20 protein-coding genes are annotated in these 19,181 nt (G+C 74.1%); 9 read left to right on the top strand and 11 right to left on the bottom strand.

The features are described from left to right. The first annotated feature begins 118 nt into the window (after positions 1–118). Both N555_RS0114780 and N555_RS0114775 read left to right on the top strand, forming a co-directional pair. Positions 119–1,486 carry a DUF2254 domain-containing protein gene (locus N555_RS0114780; RefSeq protein ID WP_029432271.1) on the top strand — a complete coding sequence of 456 codons (1,368 nt, stop codon included), beginning with the start codon at positions 119–121 and terminating at the stop codon, positions 1,484–1,486. Positions 1,487–1,626: 140 nt separating this feature from the next. Then, positions 1,627–2,670 carry a hypothetical protein gene (locus N555_RS0114775; protein ID WP_029432270.1) on the top strand — a complete coding sequence of 348 codons (1,044 nt, stop codon included), beginning with the start codon at positions 1,627–1,629 and terminating at the stop codon, positions 2,668–2,670. Between the two features lie 4 nt (positions 2,671–2,674). Here N555_RS0114775 and N555_RS0114770 read toward each other — a convergent pair whose 3' ends face one another. From N555_RS0114770 to N555_RS0114745, 6 genes are all read right to left on the bottom strand, one after another. Beyond that, complete coding sequence (locus tag N555_RS0114770) at positions 2,675–3,346, bottom strand: DUF1345 domain-containing protein (RefSeq protein ID WP_029432269.1); 672 nt, start codon at positions 3,344–3,346, stop codon at positions 2,675–2,677. A gap of 19 nt (positions 3,347–3,365) precedes the next feature. Next, the gene (locus tag N555_RS0114765) at positions 3,366–4,541 is read right to left on the bottom strand and encodes a zinc-dependent alcohol dehydrogenase (RefSeq protein ID WP_029432268.1); all 1,176 of its coding nucleotides are present in this window, start codon (positions 4,539–4,541) and stop codon (positions 3,366–3,368) included. Beyond that, positions 4,538–5,023 (bottom strand): hypothetical protein, encoded by a 486-nt coding sequence (locus N555_RS0114760; protein ID WP_029432267.1) that lies wholly within the window; start codon positions 5,021–5,023, stop codon positions 4,538–4,540. The genes N555_RS0114765 and N555_RS0114760 overlap by 4 nt, the downstream gene beginning before the upstream one ends. Continuing rightward, on the bottom strand, positions 5,020–5,595 hold the full coding sequence (locus N555_RS0114755; protein WP_029432266.1) for a type 1 glutamine amidotransferase domain-containing protein: 576 nt from the start codon (positions 5,593–5,595) through the stop codon (positions 5,020–5,022). The genes N555_RS0114760 and N555_RS0114755 overlap by 4 nt, the downstream gene beginning before the upstream one ends. Position 5,596: 1 nt before the next feature. After that, entirely contained in the window at positions 5,597–6,751 is a 1,155-nt protein-coding gene (locus N555_RS0114750; RefSeq protein ID WP_029432265.1) for a glutathione-independent formaldehyde dehydrogenase, read from the bottom strand. 112 nt (positions 6,752–6,863) lie between these two features. Then, positions 6,864–7,790 carry a LysR family transcriptional regulator gene (locus N555_RS0114745; protein WP_197029033.1) on the bottom strand — a complete coding sequence of 309 codons (927 nt, stop codon included), beginning with the start codon at positions 7,788–7,790 and terminating at the stop codon, positions 6,864–6,866. Between the two features lie 205 nt (positions 7,791–7,995). On the opposite strand from N555_RS0114745, the gene N555_RS0114740 reads away from it, so the two are divergent. After that, positions 7,996–9,045, top strand: coding sequence for a helix-turn-helix transcriptional regulator (locus tag N555_RS0114740; RefSeq protein WP_051684096.1), 1,050 nt, complete (start codon positions 7,996–7,998; stop codon positions 9,043–9,045). Positions 9,046–9,062: 17 nt separating this feature from the next. On the opposite strand, the gene N555_RS0114735 is transcribed toward N555_RS0114740, so the two are convergent. Then, positions 9,063–9,302 (bottom strand): hypothetical protein, encoded by a 240-nt coding sequence (locus tag N555_RS0114735; protein WP_029432262.1) that lies wholly within the window; start codon positions 9,300–9,302, stop codon positions 9,063–9,065. A 156-nt stretch (positions 9,303–9,458) separates the two neighbouring features. Here N555_RS0114735 and N555_RS0114730 point away from each other — a divergent pair, with 156 nt between their 5' ends. Beyond that, the gene (locus N555_RS0114730) at positions 9,459–9,677 is read left to right on the top strand and encodes a hypothetical protein (protein WP_156036377.1); all 219 of its coding nucleotides are present in this window, start codon (positions 9,459–9,461) and stop codon (positions 9,675–9,677) included. A gap of 73 nt (positions 9,678–9,750) precedes the next feature. Then, entirely contained in the window at positions 9,751–10,467 is a 717-nt protein-coding gene (locus tag N555_RS0114725) for a DUF2652 domain-containing protein (RefSeq protein ID WP_029432260.1), read from the top strand. Here N555_RS0114725 and N555_RS26935 read toward each other — a convergent pair. Further along, positions 10,450–11,628 (bottom strand): PIG-L family deacetylase, encoded by a 1,179-nt coding sequence (locus N555_RS26935; protein ID WP_197029032.1) that lies wholly within the window; start codon positions 11,626–11,628, stop codon positions 10,450–10,452. The two genes, N555_RS0114725 and N555_RS26935, sit on opposite strands and share 18 nt — an antisense overlap. Before the next feature lie 142 nt (positions 11,629–11,770). Here N555_RS26935 and N555_RS0114715 point away from each other — a divergent pair, with 142 nt between their 5' ends. Beyond that, positions 11,771–13,459 carry a cyclic nucleotide-binding domain-containing protein gene (locus N555_RS0114715; RefSeq protein ID WP_156036376.1) on the top strand — a complete coding sequence of 563 codons (1,689 nt, stop codon included), beginning with the start codon at positions 11,771–11,773 and terminating at the stop codon, positions 13,457–13,459. On the opposite strand, the gene N555_RS0114710 is transcribed toward N555_RS0114715, so the two are convergent. Continuing rightward, complete coding sequence (locus N555_RS0114710; protein WP_029432257.1) at positions 13,446–13,799, bottom strand: nuclear transport factor 2 family protein; 354 nt, start codon at positions 13,797–13,799, stop codon at positions 13,446–13,448. The two genes, N555_RS0114715 and N555_RS0114710, sit on opposite strands and share 14 nt — an antisense overlap. 78 nt (positions 13,800–13,877) lie before the next feature. Between N555_RS0114710 and N555_RS0114705 the strand changes: the two genes are divergently transcribed. Together N555_RS0114705 and N555_RS26930 are read left to right on the top strand one after the other, a co-directional pair. After that, entirely contained in the window at positions 13,878–14,675 is a 798-nt protein-coding gene (locus N555_RS0114705; protein WP_029432256.1) for a MerR family transcriptional regulator, read from the top strand. A gap of 147 nt (positions 14,676–14,822) precedes the next feature. After that, entirely contained in the window at positions 14,823–15,953 is a 1,131-nt protein-coding gene (locus N555_RS26930) for a siderophore-interacting protein (RefSeq protein ID WP_051684094.1), read from the top strand. A gap of 63 nt (positions 15,954–16,016) precedes the next feature. Here N555_RS26930 and N555_RS0114695 read toward each other — a convergent pair whose 3' ends face one another. Then, entirely contained in the window at positions 16,017–16,841 is an 825-nt protein-coding gene (locus N555_RS0114695; protein ID WP_029432254.1) for an alpha/beta fold hydrolase, read from the bottom strand. A 258-nt stretch (positions 16,842–17,099) separates the two neighbouring features. Here N555_RS0114695 and N555_RS0114690 point away from each other — a divergent pair, with 258 nt between their 5' ends. After that, positions 17,100–18,434, top strand: a complete 1,335-nt coding sequence (locus tag N555_RS0114690) for a DUF1254 domain-containing protein (protein ID WP_029432253.1) — start codon at positions 17,100–17,102, stop codon at positions 18,432–18,434. Between the two features lie 51 nt (positions 18,435–18,485). On the opposite strand, the gene N555_RS0114685 is transcribed toward N555_RS0114690, so the two are convergent. Beyond that, complete coding sequence (locus N555_RS0114685) at positions 18,486–19,160, bottom strand: GAP family protein (RefSeq protein ID WP_029432252.1); 675 nt, start codon at positions 19,158–19,160, stop codon at positions 18,486–18,488. Positions 19,161–19,181: the final 21 nt, after the last annotated feature.

The following is a 19,181-nucleotide window of genomic DNA, read 5'->3' as shown; positions in this document are numbered from 1 at the left end:
CCCGGCCCGCAATCACCATCGGTCATCCTGCCGAGGCGCGCGGGGCGGGACGGAGGGTGAGATGGGAGGACCGTCCGCCGCGCCGCCCTCCCGGCCGGCCCGAGCCCCGGGGAGCCCGATGCGCCTCGCCCGTCTCGTGCACGCGATCCGGACCAGCCTCTGGCTGATCCCCCTGCTGTGCGTCCTCGCCGGCGTGCTGGTGGCCCTCGGCACGCTCTGGCTGGATCGCCGGTCGGACTACACGCTCGTCCCCCAGAGCGTGACGGGGACGCCGAGCGACGCCTCGACGATCCTGTCGGTCTTCGCCTCCGGGATGCTCTCGCTGACCACCCTCGTGCTCACGGTGACGCTGGTCGTGGTCCAGCTGGCGATGGGGCAGTTCTCCCCGCGGATCGTCGCGGCGCTGCTGACCGACCGGTTCAGCCAGTTCGCGATCGGCCTGTTCGGAGCCACCTTCGTCGTCGCCGTCCTCACCATCCGGGAGATCCGCGGGTCCGACACCGGCAGCGTCCCCGGCCTGTCGGTCCTGCTGGCCTACCTGCTGATGGCGGCCAGCCTCGGAACGCTGATCCTGTTCGTGCACCACTCCGGGCAGACCATGCGGGCGACCGGCCTGATCGACCTGGTCGGCGACCGCACCCGCGACCTCATCGAGTCGTCCTTCCCCGCCGCGTCCCCACCGGCGGACGGGTCGGAGACCGGCCCGTCCGTGGTGCCCGCGCGGGAGCCCGGCAACGTCGTCCGGGTGGATCGGGCCGCGCTGGTCGCCGCCGCGCGCCGCGCCGACTGCGTCCTCGAACTGGTCCCGGTGGTCGGCGACTTCGTGCCCGGCGGCGCGCCCCTGTTCCGCGTGCACCCCGGTCCACAGCGGGCGCAGGACGGCGCGCCGGGTGCACGGCTGGACGCCGACGAGGTGGCGCGGCTGGTCCTCGTGGGCCCCGAGCGCGTGCACGGCGACGACGCGTCCTACGGCATCCGCAAGCTGGTCGACGTCGCGGAGCGGTCGATCGCCCAGCCCTTCGACGACCCGACGACGACGCTCCAGGCGCTGCACCGCCTGCACGACCTGTTGCGCCAGCTGGCCGTGCGGCCGCTGCCGCCGGGCGAGCACCGGGACGCGGACGGCGTGGTCCGGCTGGTCGAGCGCACGCTCTCCTGGGAGGGCCACGTGCGGCTCGCCTTCGACGAGATCCGGCTGGCCGGCGCGGCCTCGCCACAGGTGACCCGCCGCCTGTGCGCGGCCCTGCACGACCTCAAGGGCGTCGCCCCGCCCGACCGTCAGGCACCGTTGGACCGCCAGCTGCGGTTGCTCACCGCCGCCGTCCACCGGACCTACGACGACGAGGAGGACGTCGTCGCCGCGCTCACGCCCGACACCGAGGGCATCGGGTCCGGCGCCGACGTCACCACCACGGTGCGCCTCGACGGGACCGACCAGGCCACCCGGCACGACGGCGCGCGGCACGGCGCCCGCATCCCCGGGTAGGAGCACGCCGCCTCAGCCACGCCCCGCGCCCGCGGATCGGTCGAGCTGCCGATGGGCCGGCCCCGCCCTGCGCTGCCACAGTGGGACGCCGATCGACCGGAACAGCGGTGCCGGGAGGGGCCCGCTCGGGGGGAGGCACGGTGAGGGACGACGACCCGGCGCTCGTGCGCCTGCAGGACGAGCTGGCCGACATCGGCACCATGGCGACGGGCGTGGAGCAGCGAGCCGCGGACGTCCTCGAGGTGCTGCGCCGGGAGCTCCGCTTCGACTCCGCGTGGATCGCCGTCCGGGATCCGGAGCGACATCGCCACGTCGCCCTGGCGACCACGGGCCCGGCCGAGGCCCTGCACCGCTACTTCTCCACTCCCGAGGCCGACGTCGAGCTCGACCTGCTCGGGCTCAACAGCCTCCAGCCGCCGGTGCTCGCCGGCGAGCTGCCGACACCCCTCCCGGAGATCCGCGCCTGGGGCGAGTACCTGATCCCGGCCGGGTTCCGGGGCGGGGTCGCCGGTGCGCTGTTCGCCTCCACCGGACGGCACGTGGGCTTCCTCAGCCTCCTCGGCGCGGACCCGGCGCGGCCCGGCCCGGCAGACCGGGACGTCCTCGCCGCCGTCACCCGGGTGATCGCCGACGACCTGGACCGGACGCGGGAGATCGCCGCGACCGCGAAGATCGTCGGGACCGCCGAGGCCGGGGTGGTGGTCACCCGCGGCGGCACGCCCCTCCCCCTGCCCGGCCTGCCCGACGACCCCCTGCTCGCCCCCGGCTCGCCGGTCCTCGCCGCCGTGGCCCGCGAGCTGGCCGCCGGCGGCCCCTACGCCGCGTTCCTCGTGCCGGTGCCGGGCGCGGACGGCGAGGGACTGCGGCGGGTCACGGCGCTGGACTGCGCGATGCCCGAGCTCGACCACCTGTCGGGTGCGGTGCTGCTGTCCTCCCCGGGCGACCTGCGCGGCCTCACCTGTCTGGATCTCCGGCTCCTGGGGCACCTGGTGGCCGGTACGACGCAGGTCCCGGCGCTGGCCGCGGCGGTGGGGGTGGACCCGCGCACGGCGACCGTGTCCCTCCGCCGGGCGCAGCTCGCCCTCGACGTGCCCGGTCCCGCCGCCACCGCCACCCGCGCCGTGCGTACCGGGCTGCGCATCCCGCCGGCGCTCGGCGGACCGCCAGGGACAGGGCGCCGGTGACTCCTCAGGACGACTGGCCCAGGTTGGTCACCAGGTTCACCGCCACGGCGATCACCACGGTGCCGAAGAGGTAGGACAGCAGGGCATGCCCGAGGGCGACCTTCCGGACCGACCTGTCGGCGAGCTGGGTGTCCGGGGCCGCGAAGCTCATCCCCACGGTGAACGCGAGGTAGGCGAAGTCGCTGTAGGCCGGTGGGTCGTCCTGGCCGAAGTCGATGCCGCCGTCGCCGCCCGAGTAGTAGCCACGGGCGTACTTCAGGGCGAAGACCGTGTTCACCAGCGCCCACGACAGGATCACGACCAGGACGCCGAGCACCACGGTGGCGATGCTGACGGCGTCCTGGGTCTGCGAGCGGACGAGCGCCTCCACCACGGCGGCGAGACTCGCCACCGCCGCGCACAGCACGACCGTGTCCGTGACCCGGGTCCGCCCCTCCTCCTCGGCCAGCCGCTTGGTGCCCGGCGCGTCGCGCGGCCAGCTGATCCGCCACACCCAAACCAGCAGGCCGGCGGCGGCGACGCTCCAGCCGAGGAGGACCGACATCTCGGGGATCCCGGCGACCGTGACCAGGGCGGCGGCGAGGAGGCCCGCGCCGAAGCAGACCAGCAGGCGTCGCCACGACAGGATCGTCGTGCCGTTGCCCGCCCGCACCGCCTCGGCACAGGCGACGCTCACCCGGCCGCCCGTCGGCGCCTCAGGCACCCGGACGGAACACGGCGCGGACGCACCCGTCCTCCTTCTCCTTGAACATCCGATATCCCTTCGGCCCGTCGTCCAGCGACATCACGTGCGTGGCGAGGTGCTCGGTACGCACCTCGTCGCGGCTCATCCGCTCGAGGATCTCCGGGATGTAGCGGTGCCCGTGCTGCTGGGCCCCGCGCAGGGTGAGCGCCTTGTTCATCACCGCGCCGAGGGGGAACTTGTCCACCAGGCCGCCGAAGACGCCGAGGGTGAACACCGTCCCTCCCTTGCGGCAGGCGTAGATCGCCTCCCGGACCGCGGTGGGCCGGTCGCTCTGCAGCCGCATCTGCTGCTTGACCTGGTCGTACAGGTACGACGGGCCCGGGTGGTGCGCCTCCATCCCCACCGCCTCGATGCAGACGTCCGGCCCCCGCCCGCCGGTCATCTCCCGCAGCTCGCCGGGGACGTCGGACTGCTCGTAGTCCAGCGTCTCCGCCCCGATGTGCGTACGGACCTGCTGGAGCCGGTTCTCGAACCGGTCGATGACGACGACCCGCTCGGCGCCCATGAGCATGGCCGCGCGGGCGGCCATCTGCCCCACGCCGCCGGCTCCCCAGACCGCGACGACGTCGCCCGGCCGGACCTCCGCCTGGTGCGCTCCGGTCCAGCCAGTGGGTGCGGCGTCTGAGGCGAACAGCGCCCGCTCGTCCGAGACGCCGTCGGGGATCGCGAACGCCCCCTGGTCGGCGTAGGGGACGCGGATGTAGGGCGCGTGACTGCCCGCATAGCCGCCCAACGCGTGGGAGTACCCGTAGCAGCCGCCGATGGCCTGGCCCCACAGCGCCTCGGTGATCCCGGGGTTGGGGTTGCCGTTGTCGCACAACGACCACAGCCCCTGCTTGCAGTACCAGCACTGCCCGCAACTGGTGAACGAGACCACCACCACGCGGTCGCCCACCCTGTGCTTGGTCACGGCGGGGCCGACCTCCGCGACCGTGCCCATGAACTCGTGCCCGAGCACGTCGCCGGCCCGCATCGCGGGGATGTAGCCGCCCATGAGGTGCAGGTCCGAGCCGCAGGTCGCGGTCAGCCCCACCTGGAGGATCATGTCGTGGTCGTTGAGGATCTTCGGTTCGGGGACGTCCTCGACACCGATCTCGTTCACCCCGCGCCACGTGACGGCCTTCATCGCACACCCGCCTTCGGCGCGACCTTGGTCCACGCCTCCAGGAGCGCCCCGCCGGGCGTCGCCGACCGCTTGCCGTGCGGTGCCGGGTCCACGGCGAGCACCTCACCGACCTCGATGAGCTGCTTGGCCTTGCGCAGTGCCGACCGCAGGTCCGCCTGCGGGTCCTTGCCGCTCAGCCGCTGAGCGGCCGAGCCGGACGGCCGGTCGCGCAACCGGGCCGCCAGCTCGGTCCCCTTGCCACCCGGGGCCGGGCGGACGCGGACCTCGATCCGGTCGCCGAACTCGGCCAGGGGCGCGGGCAGCTGCGCGGGATCGATCTCCGCCGGCTCGCGGAACACGGTGACGGCCAGCCACCCCGATGCTGCCTGGCCGGCGTCCGCCGGACGGGCGGCCGACGGGTCGACCGCCGACCGGACCTGGCGGACGACGCTCCCGCCGGCGCGGGCGGCCAGTGATGCCACGTTCCCGATCGCGTTGGTCATGCCCGGCCTCCCGCGCCGGCAGGCTGCGGGGCCCGCGCGAACTCCTGGACGATCCGTTCGCAGAACGCCGGGAGGTCGTCCGGCGACCGGCTCGTGGTGATGTTGCCGTCGGTGACGACCTCCTGGTCGACCACCTCGGCCCCGGCGTTGCGCAGGTCGGTGCGGATGCTCGGGAACGAGGTCAACCGCCGGCCGCGGGCGACGTCGGCCTCGACGAAGTTCCACGGGCCGTGGCAGATCGAGGCGACCGGCTTGCCCGACTCGACGAAGTCCCGCACGAACTTCACCGCAGGCGGCTGCATCCGCAGCTGGTCGGGGTTCACCGTGCCGCCGGGGAGCAGCAGCGCGTCGTACTCGTCCACCGACGCCGAGCCGACCAGCCGATCGACTCCGAAGGTGCCGGCGTCCTCCAGGTCGTTGTTCCGCGCCGCGATCTCCCCGTCGTGGATCGACAGCACGTCCGTGCGTGCCCCCGCATTCTCAAGCGCCTGCCGCGGCTGCTCGAGCTCCACCCGCTCGACTCCGTCGGCCGCGAGGATCGCCACCCGTCGTCCGTTCAGTTCGCCGGCCATGTCACGCCCCCGCCATCGCCGGGTGGAGGACGACCTTGGTCCAGCCCTCGTCCCGCTTGTCGAAGTGCTCGTAGGCCTCGGGCGCCCGGTCGAGGGGCAGCTCGTGGCTGACGATGAAGGACGGCTCGGCCTTGCCGCCGGCGATGAGGTCGCGCAGCTGCCGGTTGTACTTCTTGACCGGTGCCTGGCCGCTGCCGACGTGCTGGCCCTTGAACCAGAACATGCCGTAGTCGAAGGCCAGCTTGCCCTGCTTGGCGAGCTCGTCGGCCGCCCCGGGGTCCTGGGGCACGAAGACGCCGACGTTGCCGACCCTCCCGGTGAAGCGCACCGAGGCGACCAGCCGGTTCATCGTCAGGTTGGCCTGCTCCTGGCCGTCGGGCTCGTGCGCCTGGTAGCCCACGCACTCACAGCCGTTGTCGGCGCCCAGCCCCATCGTCTGGTCGAGGACGGCCTGCACGGGATCGACCTTCGAGTCGTCGATGGCGATCGCGCCGATCGACTCCGCCAGCCGCAGCCGGTCGGGGTGCCGGTCGACAACCATCACCTTGCCGGCACCGCGGATGGTGGCCGAGAGGGCGGCCATGAGCCCGACGGGGCCGGCGCCGTAGATGACCGTCTGGTCGCCCGGCTGCACGCCGGCCAGCTCGGTGGCGTGGTACCCCGTCGGGAAGATGTCGGCCAGCATCACGTAGTCGGTCTGGCGCTCCTCCGCGTCCTCCCCCAGCCTCAGGCAGTTGAAGTCACCCCAGGGCACGCGCAGCAGCTCGGCCTGACCGCCGCCGTACGGGCCCATGTCGGCGAAGCCGTACGCGGCGCCGGCCCACTCCTTCTTGGGCTGCGCGGTCAGGCAGTAGTTCGTGAGCTGCTGCTCGCAGTTCTTGCAGTGCCCGCAGGCGATGTTGAACGGCAGGACGACCCAGTCCCCCACCCGGATCTTGTCGACCCCGTCGCCGACCTCGACGACCTGGCCCAGGTTCTCGTGCCCGAACCAGCGTCCGGTCTCGAAGTCGGTCCGGCCCTCGTACATGTGCAGGTCGGAACCGCAGATGTTCGCCGAGGTGATCCGCACCAGCACGTCGGTCGGCCGCTCGATCCGCGCGTCCGGTACGTCCTTGACGCTGACCTGCCGCGGGCCCTCGTACACCACTGCCTTCACACTGCCTCCTCGTCCGCGTGCGTCCTCCGCCCGGGCTCGGGTCGGGACCCGATTGCACCCAGGGCAGTGGTCGGCCGGGTATCGGCAGACATGCCGATCCCGGCTGCCGCGGCTAGCGACGAGGAGCAGGCGAGACCAGGACGCCGGGATCGTCGACGGTCTCCACCAGGTGATCCACGAGGCGCCGGACGGCGGGGCGGGCCGGCCGGCGCCAGACCACCTCGAGGTCGAGGCACAACGGGGGCTCGAGCGGCCGGACGACGATGCCACCGACCTCCATGTGCTCGGCGACCCCCAGGATCCCGGGGGCGATCCCGGTGCCCGCGGCGACCGCCCGCACCATGGCCTCCGGGCTGTTGATGAGGTCGGGCTCGACGACGACCTGCCCCGGCCGCACCCCGCCCGGCAGCAGGTGGTCCACGGTCCGCTGCCAGATGCCGGCGAACGGCGACCACGGGAACATCACCGCGTTCTCCGACCCGAGCTCGGCGACCGGGACCCCGGCGCGTGCGGCGAGCGGGTGCCCCTCGGGCAGGACGATCCCGAACTCGACCGAGCCCAGCACGATCCCGTCGAGGTCGCGGTGCTCGGGCGGCCGGTTCCACACGACCGCGGCGTCGGCCCGCCCCTGCCGGACGGCCTCCACCGCGTCGTCCCCCGGGCTGGACGTGACGACGACCTCGACGCCGGTGATGGCCGCGCCGACGAGCCGCAGCGGGCCGTCGAGGACCCGCTCGGCCATGGTGCAGATCCGCAGGGCGACCTGCTCGCGACGGTCGGGCTCGGCGGATCGCACGTCCTGGCGGGCCCGTTCCACCTCGGCCAGGATCACCCGCGCCCGCTCGGCGAGGACGTGTCCCGCGGGCGTCAACTCGGCCCCGCGCGACGTGCGGTCGAAGAGGGTGACGCGCAGGTCCTGTTCCAGCGCACGGATCTGCTGGGACAGCGACGGAGCGGCGACGTGCAACCGGCGCGCGGCCGTGGCGAAGCGTCCCTCCTCGGCCACGGCGAGGAAGTACCTGAGGCGGCGCAGATCCACGCACCACGCTAGCCCCGGAGGCCGGCTCACGCGGGCGTTAGGCCTGGACTTCCATCCCTGTGGTTCTACGTCATGCCCCGCCGGGTGGAGCGGCCCGTCGTGCGGTATGAGTAGGTCGTCGGGATCTCCCCCTGCCGGTCGCAGCAGCCGATCCGGTCGTGGCAGCCGCAGACCCGCGACCGCTGGATCCCCCGGGGGGGGGCACATGAGTTCGCAGACGACCGGTGAACTGCTGCTGGCCGAGACCGCCGCCGCCGCCGGCCCGGCCGCCGACCGCGCGCACGCGATGCTGGAGGCACTCCGCCACGTCCTCCCCTTCGACGGCGCCTTCCTCGCGTTCGCCGACCCGCTGGGCCGCGGATACCACTCCGTGGCGACCCTCGACCTGGACGGCCCGGTCGTGCAGTTCCTCGCCGGACCCCAGGTGGCACGGGACATCGAGGCCACCGGCACCGATCGGGCGCGCCCGCCGCTGGGCCCCTCGGATCTCCCCTACCCGGTCGACGAGCTGCCGACGTGGGCCGAGTGCCTGCTCCCGTCCGGTCTGTACGAGGGCCTGGGCATGGGTCTGTTCGCGCCCGGAGGGCGGCACGTCGGGCACGTCGCCGTGCTCTCCGGGGACCGTCAGGTCCCCAGCGCGGCGGCACGTCGACGGCTCGCCGGGGTGGCGCCGGTGCTGGCGCGCGGCATCGACCCGATGCACTCGCTGATCACCGCGGCCCGGCTGGTCCGCCACGCCACGGCCGGCGTGGTGCTCTGCGCCGACGGCGGCTGCCAGGCGCTGCCCGGCATGCCGGACGACGCGCTGCTGGTCCCCCGGTCCGCCGTCCTGGCCACCGCGCGCGAGCGGATCGGGGACGGCGAGGTCTATTCGTCGTTCCTCTGGCCGCTGGGGGGTGCGCACGCGCCCGGAGGGCACGTGCGGGTCACCGTCCTCGGGGCGCCCGACGACGTGCCGCCCGCGCTGACCGGCCTGGTGCTGCTGTCGCCGGTGACCGACCTGCACGGGCTGACCCCGCGCGAGCTGGAGGTGCTCGGCCTCCTGGTCGAGGGGTGCTCCAACCAGGACATCGCCCGCACCCTCGTCGTCGCCCCGCGGACCGTCGCCGCCCACCTCGAGCACATCCTCGTGAAGCTGGAGGCACCGACGAGGACCCTGGCCGCGGTTCGTGCGGAGCGCGACGGTGTCTACGTCCCGCTCCCCTCCTGCCGGCGGCCCCGTCACACGTCCGGTGCCGCGACGGGCAGTCCCTAGCTCCGCGGGTGCCGGGCTCAGGTCCGCGGCGCGAGCTCGTACACCGGCCCCAGATCGGGAGGGTCGGTGTCCGGGACCTCGTGCAGGATCTTGGGCTCGGTATGCAGCAGGCGGTGGACGGCGGCCCGCGTCCGGTCGAGGTCCAGCCCCGCACGGCGGGCGACGTCCTGCAGGTGCGGTGCGCCGGTGGCGGTCTCCGCCTCGGCCACGGCCCGGTACACCGTGGCGTCGTCCCCTGACAGCTCCTCGACCCGCATGGTGGTCCTCCCGAACGGCGTCCTCCGGTGTCGTCCCGCGGCGTACCCACCCGACGGGCCGGCACCCGGATCGCACCGGCAGATGGGCAGATCTGCCGATGGCCGGCCCGGCCGGCCTGCCGCAGCGTGGGGGGCACGGACGCGATCGGAGGGGTCATGAGCGAACGAGGACTCGAGGAGACGGGGACCGGAGAGGCCGCCCGGCGCATCGGCCAGGCGCCGACGACGACGGACGTGACCGATCCCGAGCGGTCCTCCCGGAACACCGCCGCCGGCTCGGGCTCGGAACCGGGCGAGGGCCCCGTCCAGCCCGCCGCGGACGAGGGCGTGGACCCCTCGGCCAGCATCGAGCCGCACAACGAGGGGCTGGTCTGAGCGCGGACCGGCGACGACGCCGGCGCGGGCTCGCGCCCCCCGGGAGCGGCCGCGCAGCGCTACTGTCCCGCGCATGGCGACCCGGCGTGCGGTGCTGCTGATCGCCGACATCGGCGGCTACACCGAGTACATGCAGTTCCACCGCAGCATGCTCGGCCACGCGGAGGCGGCGACGCGGCGCCTGCTCGACAAGGTGGTCGGCGCGGCGCGCGGCTTCGAGCTGATCGAGATCGAGGGCGACGCCGCCTTCCTGTCCCGCGACGCCGAGGGGCTGGACGGCGCGGCGACACTGTCCGCCGTCACGCGGGCGGCCGTCGCGATGCACCGGGCCTTCCACGACCAGCGCCGGCTGATCGAGCTCAACATGTGCCCCTGCGGGAGCTGCACGAAGACCAGCGGCCTGAAGCTGAAGTTCGTCGCGCACGTCGGGGACGTCGCGACCCAGACGATCCGCCGCCGGAAGAAGCTCGTCGGCATGGACGTCATCTACGTGCACCGCATGCTCAAGAACCCGGTCACGGTGCCGGAGTACCTCCTGGTCACCGACGACCTGTTCCGCAACGGCGGGGCCGCCTCCGCCGAGCTGGCCATCCACGAGATCGCCCAGGACCTCGAGGGCATCGGACCCGTGCAGACCTTCTACGTCGACGTCGAGGACATCGCCGCACCGCTCGCCCCGGCCTCGGAGCCGTCGTTCCTCGTGCGCATCGGCGCGACCCTCGACATGGTCGGCCGGGGTCTCCCCCACGTGATCCCGCGCCGCCGCGCCCGGTCACTCGCCGCGGGCTGAGGACCCCTCGCGCAGGAGTGACGTGTCCAGTTCCCGCTCCGGCAGGACCTGGACGAAGTACTCGACGCCGAACATCTCCCGGAGGATCGACTCGGGGAACATCGCCGGGTCGATCGGGTACTGCGAGCGGTGCGCGGCCGTGGCGCGGATCTTCGCGCCGACGAAGTCGGTGACGTCGATGCAGGCGCTCACCCGGGCGTCGATCAGGTCGCCGGAGGCGAGGGCCCTGGTCAGCAGCGGTCCGGGTTCGTCCCGGTGCCGGTCGACGGTGATCGGCTCGGAGGCCAGGAACGTCAGGCTGGTGACGTCGTCCAGGGCGACGACGTGCGCGTTGCGCGGCCGGCCGGTGGCGATGCCCGCCTCGCCGATGAACTCCCCGGGCCCGGACCGGTCGACCACGCGCACCTGCCCGTCCTCGCCCTCCCGCCGGATCTCGACCTCGCCGGAGAGGAGGAAGTACATCGACGTCGCCTCCTCGCCCTGCTCGACGAGGTAGGAGCCGGCGGGGAACCACTCGACGCTGACGAAGTCGGCCGCGTACCCGAGCGCCGTCGTCTCGCGGGAGAACACCGACAGGGCGCGGACGAAGTCCTTGGTGCCCTTGAAGCGGGTGGTCAGCTCGACGACCCACCCGGCCAGCCGGTCCCGCAGCAGCATCCGGCTCCGCGGCAGGTGGCAGTGGAACAGCCGGACCGGCGAGGTCTCCCGCCGGGCGAAGCACGCCGCGGTCACCGCCGCGCCCACGGCCACGTGGTCGGGGTGGCTGGAGAAGCCGTCGGGCCCGAACGTGATGACCACGTCGGGGTCGAACTCGTCGAGCAGCTCCGCCGCCAGCTCGAACAGGACCCCCGGATCGATCCGGTGCAGGCCGCCGTCGGGGTGGTCGAGGCACCGCACCGTGGTGAGTCCGAGCTCCTTGCCGGCCGCGTCGAGCTCGCCCTCCCGGACGGCGCACAGCGTGGCGCGGGTGGCGACGGCGGCGTCGCGGATCTGGCCGGCGCCGCCCCGGGTCAGCGAGACCACGCTGACCTCCGCGCCGGCACTCGCGTACTTGGCGAGGGTGCCGCCGGCGCAGACCGTCTCGTCGTCGGGGTGCGCGAAGACGCCCAGCACGCGCGGGGGTCGCGCGTCGGGGGTGCCCGACACCGGGTCGTGCGCCAACCGGATCACCGTCGAATCTCCCGCTCGCTGGTGGGGCCAACGTACGGGGACCGGCCGTGCGTCCGGTACCTCCCGGCGCGTACGCCCGACCACGGCGCTGGTGGGGCGCCTGTCCGGCGTCCGCGCTGTTAGCGTGCGCGCCGTGCCCGGCTCCTACCGCGAGGCGTGGGCATCGGTGACCCGCAACCGCAACCTCCGGTTCGCGCAGCTGTCGTCCCTGTCGGCCTGGACGGGTGAGTTCCTCTTCCTCTCCGCGATGACGGTCTACGCCTTCGACCAGGACGGCGCGGCGGGCGTGGGCCTGGTCGGGTTCCTGCGGGTGCTGCCGGCCACGGTCGCGCTGCCCTGGCTGGGCGCCCTGGCCGACCGCGTCTCGCGCCGGCAGCTGCTGGTGGTCTCCTGCGCGCTGCGGGCGGCCACCGCCGCCGGAGCCGCGGCCGCGGTGGCCTCGCCGGCGGCGGTGTACGCGCTGCTGACCCTGTCCACGGTCTGCCACGCCGCCTACCGGCCGGTGCTGGCCGCCCTCTTCCCGACGCTGTGCACCACGCCGGAGGAGCTGGCCGGGGTCAACGCCGTCCGGGCCATCCTCGACGGAGTGGCCGCGCTCGTCGGTCCGCTGGCCGCGGCCGCGCTGCTCGCGGCGTACGACCCGGCGGTGGCCTTCGCCGCCGTGGCCGTGCTGGCCGCTGTCGCCGGCCTGCTCGCGGCCCGGCTGCGCTTCGAGTCGCCGCGCCCCGCCGCAGACCCCGAGCCGGCCGGCCGGCCGGGTGTGGTCGCCGACGTCGTCGACGGGCTGCGCGAGCTGCGCCGCCGTCCCCGGGCACTGGACGTGATCGTGCTCGGCGGCGCCCAGTGCCTCGTCCGCGGGGCACTGACCGTGCTCGCCGTGGTGGTCGCCGTGGAGGTCACCGACCTGGGCCGGCCCGGCGTCGGGGTCCTCTGGGCGGCGTTCGGGGTCGGCGGGTTCGTCGCGGCGATGGCCTCGATCGGCGCCGCCGGGAGCGCCCGTCTGGGCACCCTGTTCGGGGCCGGCATCGCGATGTGGGGGGTGCCGATCGTCCTCATCGGCCTGGCGACGGGCAGCCCGGTCGCGGTCGGTGCGTTCGCCGTCATCGGCGCCGCCAACGCGATCGTCGACGTCACCGGGTTCACGCTGCTGCAGCGGCTGGTCCCCGACCGGACGCTGGCGCGCGTCCTGGCCCTGACGGAGGCGGTGTTCTCGCTCGCCCTGGCGCTCGGGTCGCTCGTGATCCCCGCCGTCCTCTCCGGGCTCGGCGACACCGGCGCGCTCGTCGCCGTGGGCTGTGTCCTGCCGCTGGCGGTCGGGCTGCGCTGGACGGCGCTCCGGGCGATCGACGCCGACATCGCCGTCCGGAAGGACCGGATCGTGCTGCTGCGCCGGGTCGGCATGTTCCGCCTCCTGCCCGTCCCGGTCATCGAGGGCCTGGCGATGCGGCTGGGCCGGTCGAGCGTCGCGGCGGGCACCGACGTGTTCGCCCAGGGCGACCCGGGCGACCTGTTCTACGTCGTCGGGTCCGGTCGCGTAGCCGTGCTCGACGACGGGCGCGAGATCCGCCGGCTGGGGCCCGGCGACTCCTTCGGCGAGATCGCGCTGCTCCGCTCGGCGCCACGGACGGCGACCGTCCGTGCCGTCGAGGACACCGAGCTGGCCACCCTCGCCGGGCCCGACTTCGTCGCCGCCGTCACCGGCTTCGCGGCCACCTCCGCGACCGCCGAGCAGGTCGTCGGCGGCTATCTCACCGAGGACGGTCAGCGGCAGGCGGAACCGCCACCCGACGCGCCCGGCAGCCCGGACCTCAGGGGGCGATGACGAGCTCCGCGATCAGACCGGCGTCCAGCCGGAAGCGGTAGCGGAGGTCGACGACGCCGCCCGGGAAGTCCCCCTCCAGGCGGTTGGTGACGACCCACTGCCCGTCGTCGCAACGCCCGGCCGAGACGAGGGTCGTGGTGTACGTGAACTGCGCGCCGGCCGTCCACAGGAAGCGGCGGACCTCCTCGGTGCCCCGGTGGGTACTGCCGTCGTCCACGACGACGGCGGTGGGCGTGAAGGCGGCGAGCGCGGCGTCGGTGTCGTGCGCCTCGTGGGCGGCGAGATAGCCGCGGATCACCGCGGGGAGCTGGGCGGGGGTGATGGCGGTCGCTGCGGTCATGGCCCCACCGTGGCGCCTCCCGGCGCGGGAGGGTCAACCGGTGGACCCTCCCCCGGGGGGAGGGTGCATCGTGGCGGGGTGCTGGCCATCGGTGAGTTCTCCCGGCTGACGCACCTCAGCGTGCGCACGCTCCGCCGCTACCACGACGCCCGGCTGCTCGAGCCGGCGATCGTGGACGGCGCCACCGGCTACCGCTACTACAGCGCCGACCAGATCCCGGCCGCCCAGGTGATCCACCGGTTGCGCGAGCTCGACGTGCCGCTGTCCGACGTCCAGCGGATCCTGCGCTCCCCCGACCCCGGCACCCGGGCCGCGCTGGTGGCCGACCACCTGCAGCGGCTGGAATCCGAGCTGGACCGCACGCGGTCCGCGGTCGCGTCGCTGCGCCGGCTGCTGCAGCCTGAGCAGCCGCCGCTGGACGTCGAGCTGCGCGCCGTCCCGGCGGCGACGGTCGCCGCGATCGAGGACGACGTGGCCCTGGACGACGTCCTCGCCTGGTACGCCGGCGCCACGGCCGAGCTCGACGCCGTGGTGGGCGAGCCCACCGGCGTCCCCGGCGGCCTGTACGACAACGCGCTGTTCGAGAGCGGCTCCGGGCACGTCCTCGTGTACCGGCCCACCACCGATCCCCCGCGCAGCGGACGCGTGCACCCGGTGACCCTGCCGGCGGTCGAGCTGGTCGTCACGGCCCACGTCGGAGCGCACGACGACATCGGCGTCACCTACGGCCAGCTGGGCTCCTGGGTCGTCGCCAACGCGCTGGCGGTGGCCGGGCCGGTGCGCGAGACCTACCTGGTCGGCCCGCGCGACACGGCCGACCCGGGCGCCTGGCGGACCGAGATCGGCTGGCCGGTCTTCCGGGTGGCCCCGCCCTGACGACAGCAGCCGGTCCGGTGCCCGGCTGAAGGCCTCCCCAGGACGCGGAGGTGAGGCTAACCTAAGTCGGCCTAACGCCCCCGACCGGAAGACCGCCATGCCCGCGAGCACGACGCCCCAGACCCCGACCACCGCCGGGAGCCCCCGATGACCGCCACCACGGCACCGGTCCTGCCCGTCGTCGAGGTCGACCTCCCGCCGGAGGAGGCCGCCGAGCTCGCCGAGGGCCTGGACCACGTGGGCGACGAGCACGCCGACACCGTGCTCCTGGTCGCCCGGGCGCTGGGCGACCAGCCGGACGCGCGGTCGGTCGAGATCCTGGGCGTGAGCGCCGACGGTCTCCGGCTCGGCGTCTCGGCGGCCGACGGCTCCGTGTGGCCGGTGCAGGTCCCCTTCGCCTCGCCGGCGCGCACGTCCCTGGAGATCTACGGCGCGCTCATGGGGCTGGTCGCCGCGGCGCGTGGGGTGGTCGGCGACAGCGAGCCGCTCACCTCCATCGAGGCCGAGTTCCTCGAGGACCAGGGCATGACGACCGTCGCCGCGACGGTCTCCGCCCGCCGCCTGCTCGCCCCCGGTCTGCTCGAGGTCACCCTCGCGGGGCTCGCGCCGGTGCCGCTGCACGGCGGAGACGAGTACGTCGTCCTCATGCCCGATCCGCCGGACGAGGTGCTCCGCCCCGGTTTCAGCGTCTCCGACCTGGCCGGGGTACCCCTCGAGACCGCGCCCCGGGCCACGTACACGCTGCGCGCCCGTCGCCCCGCGGCCGGCGAGGCCGACGTGTGGCTCGTGCTGCACGGCGACGAGGGCGCGGTGAGCAGCCGCCTGGCCGCCGCCGAGCCGGGCGCGCCGGTGGCCGTGTGGGGCACCCGCCGCAGCTACGACCCGCCGGAGGGCACCCGGACCCAGCTGCTGGTGTGCGACGAGACGGCGCTGGGAGCCGTCGCCGCCGTCGTCGACGGCCTGGCCGACGGCGAGCGGGCGGTCGTCGTGGCCGAGACGGGCGGCGCCGGCATCCGGCCGGCGCTCCCGGAGCGGCCCGGTGTCGAGCTGCGCTGGGTGCACCGGTCCGGAGCGGCGCCGGGGACGACGTCGGCGCTGCTCGACGGCGTGCGGGCGGCACTGGCCGAGTGCCCGGTCCTCGCCGACCTCGACGGGCTGTTCGTGTTCGGCGCCGGGGAGGCCGCCCGCATGCGCGAGCTGCGCACCGCGCTGCGCCGGGAGACCGGCCTCGCCCGCGACCGTGTCCGGCTGACCGGCTACTGGAACGCCGCGCGCTGACGCCGTGGGCAGTCGGACCCCGGGCGCCACGCAGGCGCCCGGGGTCCGTTCGTGGAATGGGGATCAGGACCGGATGAACTCCAGCAGGTCGGCGTTGATCGTCTCCGCCTGCGTGGTCGGCATCCCGTGCGGGAAGCCCGCATAGGTCTTCAGCGTCCCGTTCGGCAGCAGCTCGGCCGAGAGCGGGCCGGAGTCGGCGTAGGGGACGACCTGGTCGTCGTCGCCGTGCATCACGAGCACGGGCACGGTGATCTTCTTCAGGTCCTCGGTGAAGTCGGTCTGGGAGAACGCGACGACACCGTCGTAGTGCGCCTTGGCGCTGCCGGTCATCCCCTGCCGCCACCAGTTCTGGATGATCGCCTCGACCGGCTCAACGCCCGGCCGGTTGAACCCGTAGAACGCCGTGGCGGGCAGCTCCCGGTAGAACGCCGACCGGTTGGTGGCCACCTGCTCCTGGATGCCGTCGAAGACGCTCTTGGGCAGTCCGCCGGGGTTGGCGTCGGTCTGCACCATGATCGGGGGCACCGCGCTGATGAGCACGGCCTTGGCGACCCGGTCCTGGCCGTGCCGGGCGATGTAGTGCGCGACCTCGCCGCCACCGGTCGAGTGGCCGACGTGGACCGCGTCGGAGAGGTCGAGGTGGCTGGTCAGCGCCGCCAGGTCGTCGGCGTAGTGGTCCATGTCGTGTCCGTCGCCGACCTGTGCGGAGCGGCCGTGCCCCCGCCGGTCGTGGGCGATGACCCGGTAGCCGTGCCCGAGGAAGAACAGCATCTGCGCGTCCCAGTCGTCGGACGACAGGGGCCATCCGTGGCTGAAGACGATCGGCTGCCCGGAACCCCAGTCCTTGTAGTAGATCTCGGTGCCGTCGCTGGTCGTGATGGTGCTCATGGTGGGCCTCCGGTGGATCGGACGTTCGTACGTGCAGGGATCTATCAGCGCGAGGTGACACGGAGGTGTCCGTCGCACGGCGGCCACCTGTAGGGGGCCGGCCGGCCGGGCGCAGGTGCGGTCGCCTGAGCTTCCGCTGACGTCGAGCGGCCCTGAATCACCCGCTCCGGAGGACCACTGCGTGCGGGGACCCGACGGAGTGTGAGCAGGCGCGGCGGGAGCTCGCCCGCCGTGCCCGAGCGACGAGGTGGGGGTCCCGTGGAGTCCACGACCAGGTCCGAGCACATCACCGAGGCCTACCTGTACGGCTTCCCGCTGGTGTTCAACCTGCGCCAGGTGACCCGCTACGTCACCGACGGGGTCGGTGCCAACCCGGCCGCGCCGTTCAACACCTTCAGCCACGCACGGACGCTGGCCGGCCCGGCCGACACCTTCGTGACGATCAACAACGACACGCTGTACTCGATGGCGCAGCTGGACCTCTCCGTCGGGCCCGTCGCCCTGCACGTGCCGGACACCGCCGGCCGCTACTACGTGCTGCAGTTCGTCGACGCCTGGACGAACAACTTCGCCTACGTCGGCCACCGCGCGACCGGGACGGCCGAGGGCGACTTCCTCCTCGTCCCGCCCGGCTGGTCGGGCACCGGGCCCGCCGGCGCCACCGTCATCCGCTTCCCGACCACGGTCGCCTCGATCGTCGGGCGCTGGGCGGTCTCCGGCGACGACGACCTCCCTGTGGTGCACGCGCTGCAGGACGCGGCCACCCTCACCCCGCTCGACGCCGCGGCGACGCCGGTGGGGCTCGCCGTCCCCGACCCCGCCGTGCCACCGGAGCTGGGATTCCTGGAGCAGTTCCGCGTGTGGTCGCAGCAGTTCCCGCCGGCTCCGCGGGACGTGGAGCTACAGGCCGGCCTCGCGGACCTGGGCACCACCGCGACCGGTCCGTCGCCCTACCCGGCGCTGCCCTCTCCGGAGCGGGCATCGCTCGCCGCGGGTCTCGCCGCCGGCGAGGCGGCGCTGCACCGGGCGCTCGTGTCCGGCTCCAGTCCGGAGGTCCACGGCTGGAAGCTCACGTTCCACGCCTTCGACTACAACCTCGACTTCTTCGAGGTCGGCGCGCTCGACGACGAGCGGTTCCAGATCGCCGACCCGCGGCTGCGCATCGTGGAACGGGCCGCCGCCGCCCTCGGCGGGCTGTGGGGCAACCACCCCTACGAGGCGGCCTACGTCATGACCTACGTCGACGACCGCGGCGAGCAGCTGACCGGCGAGCGCACGTACACCCTGCGGCTGCACCCGACCCCACCGGTCGGGGCCTTCTGGTCGCTGACGATGTACTCGGTCCCCGACTTCTTCCTCGTCGAGAACCCCATCCACCGCTACTCGATCGGCGACCGCACCCCCGGCGTCGTCCTCGACGACGACGGCGCCCTGACGATCGCGATCAGCTCCGAGCGGCCGGCGGGCGCGAAGGAGGCCGCCAACTGGCTGCCCAGTCCCGCCGGGGACTTCCGGCCGGTCCTGCGCATGTACGAGCCCGACGCCGCCGTCCTGGACGGGGGGTACGAGCTCGCCGCGATCACCCGCGCCTGATCCCGCCGAGCGCCGCGGTCGCCGAGCTGGCGAACAGCGGCCGAGGGCCGCTCACAGCAGGCCGCCCAGCCCCTTGCCCAGGAGCAGGACGCCGATGACCAGCAGCAGGGTGGCCATAACGGCGGCGCTGTGCGTGGTCAGCCAGCCGCGCAGGTGCTCCAGTGGTCCGGCCATCCGCGTGCGGGCCACCGCGTAGCCGACCACCGGGATCGCCACGGTGCTCGCGGCGAGGACGGTGAAGACCACGACCGACCAGACGTCCTGGCCGCCGGAGAGCCCGGCACCGCCGATCGTGGTCCCCGCGGCGACGCACATCAGCAGGTTCTTCGGGTTGACCGCCGACAGCAGGATCCCGAGCCCGAGGGCCTTGACGGCGGTGAACCGGTCGATCGCCGACATCCAGGAGGGCATCGCCGGCTCCTCCCCCGGGGCCGGCCGCCCGCGCCACTGGCCGACGGCGAGCACGAGGAGCAGCACGCCCAGGACGAGCTTGATCCAGGACACCGTCGTGGACGGCTCCGCGTCGCTGCCCTGGTCGAGGGTGCCGGCCAGCAGCAGGAAGACGGTCGTGGCGCCGGCGATGCCGAGCACCCAGCCGACGGCAAACCCGGCGCTGGTGCCGCCCGCCTTCGGCGCCAGCAGCATGAGGATGACCGCGATGATCGGAACGGGCGAGATCGCCACTCCGACCGCGAGCGGCAGGAGTTCGCCGACGACCTGTCCCATGGGTCCGACCCTCGCCTGCGG

The organism is Blastococcus sp. URHD0036 (assembly GCF_000701365.1).
Taxonomy (GTDB): domain Bacteria; phylum Actinomycetota; class Actinomycetes; order Mycobacteriales; family Geodermatophilaceae; genus Trujillonella.
Note: the sequence above shows the minus strand (reverse complement) of the source record. Positions and strands in the feature narration are given on the sequence as shown.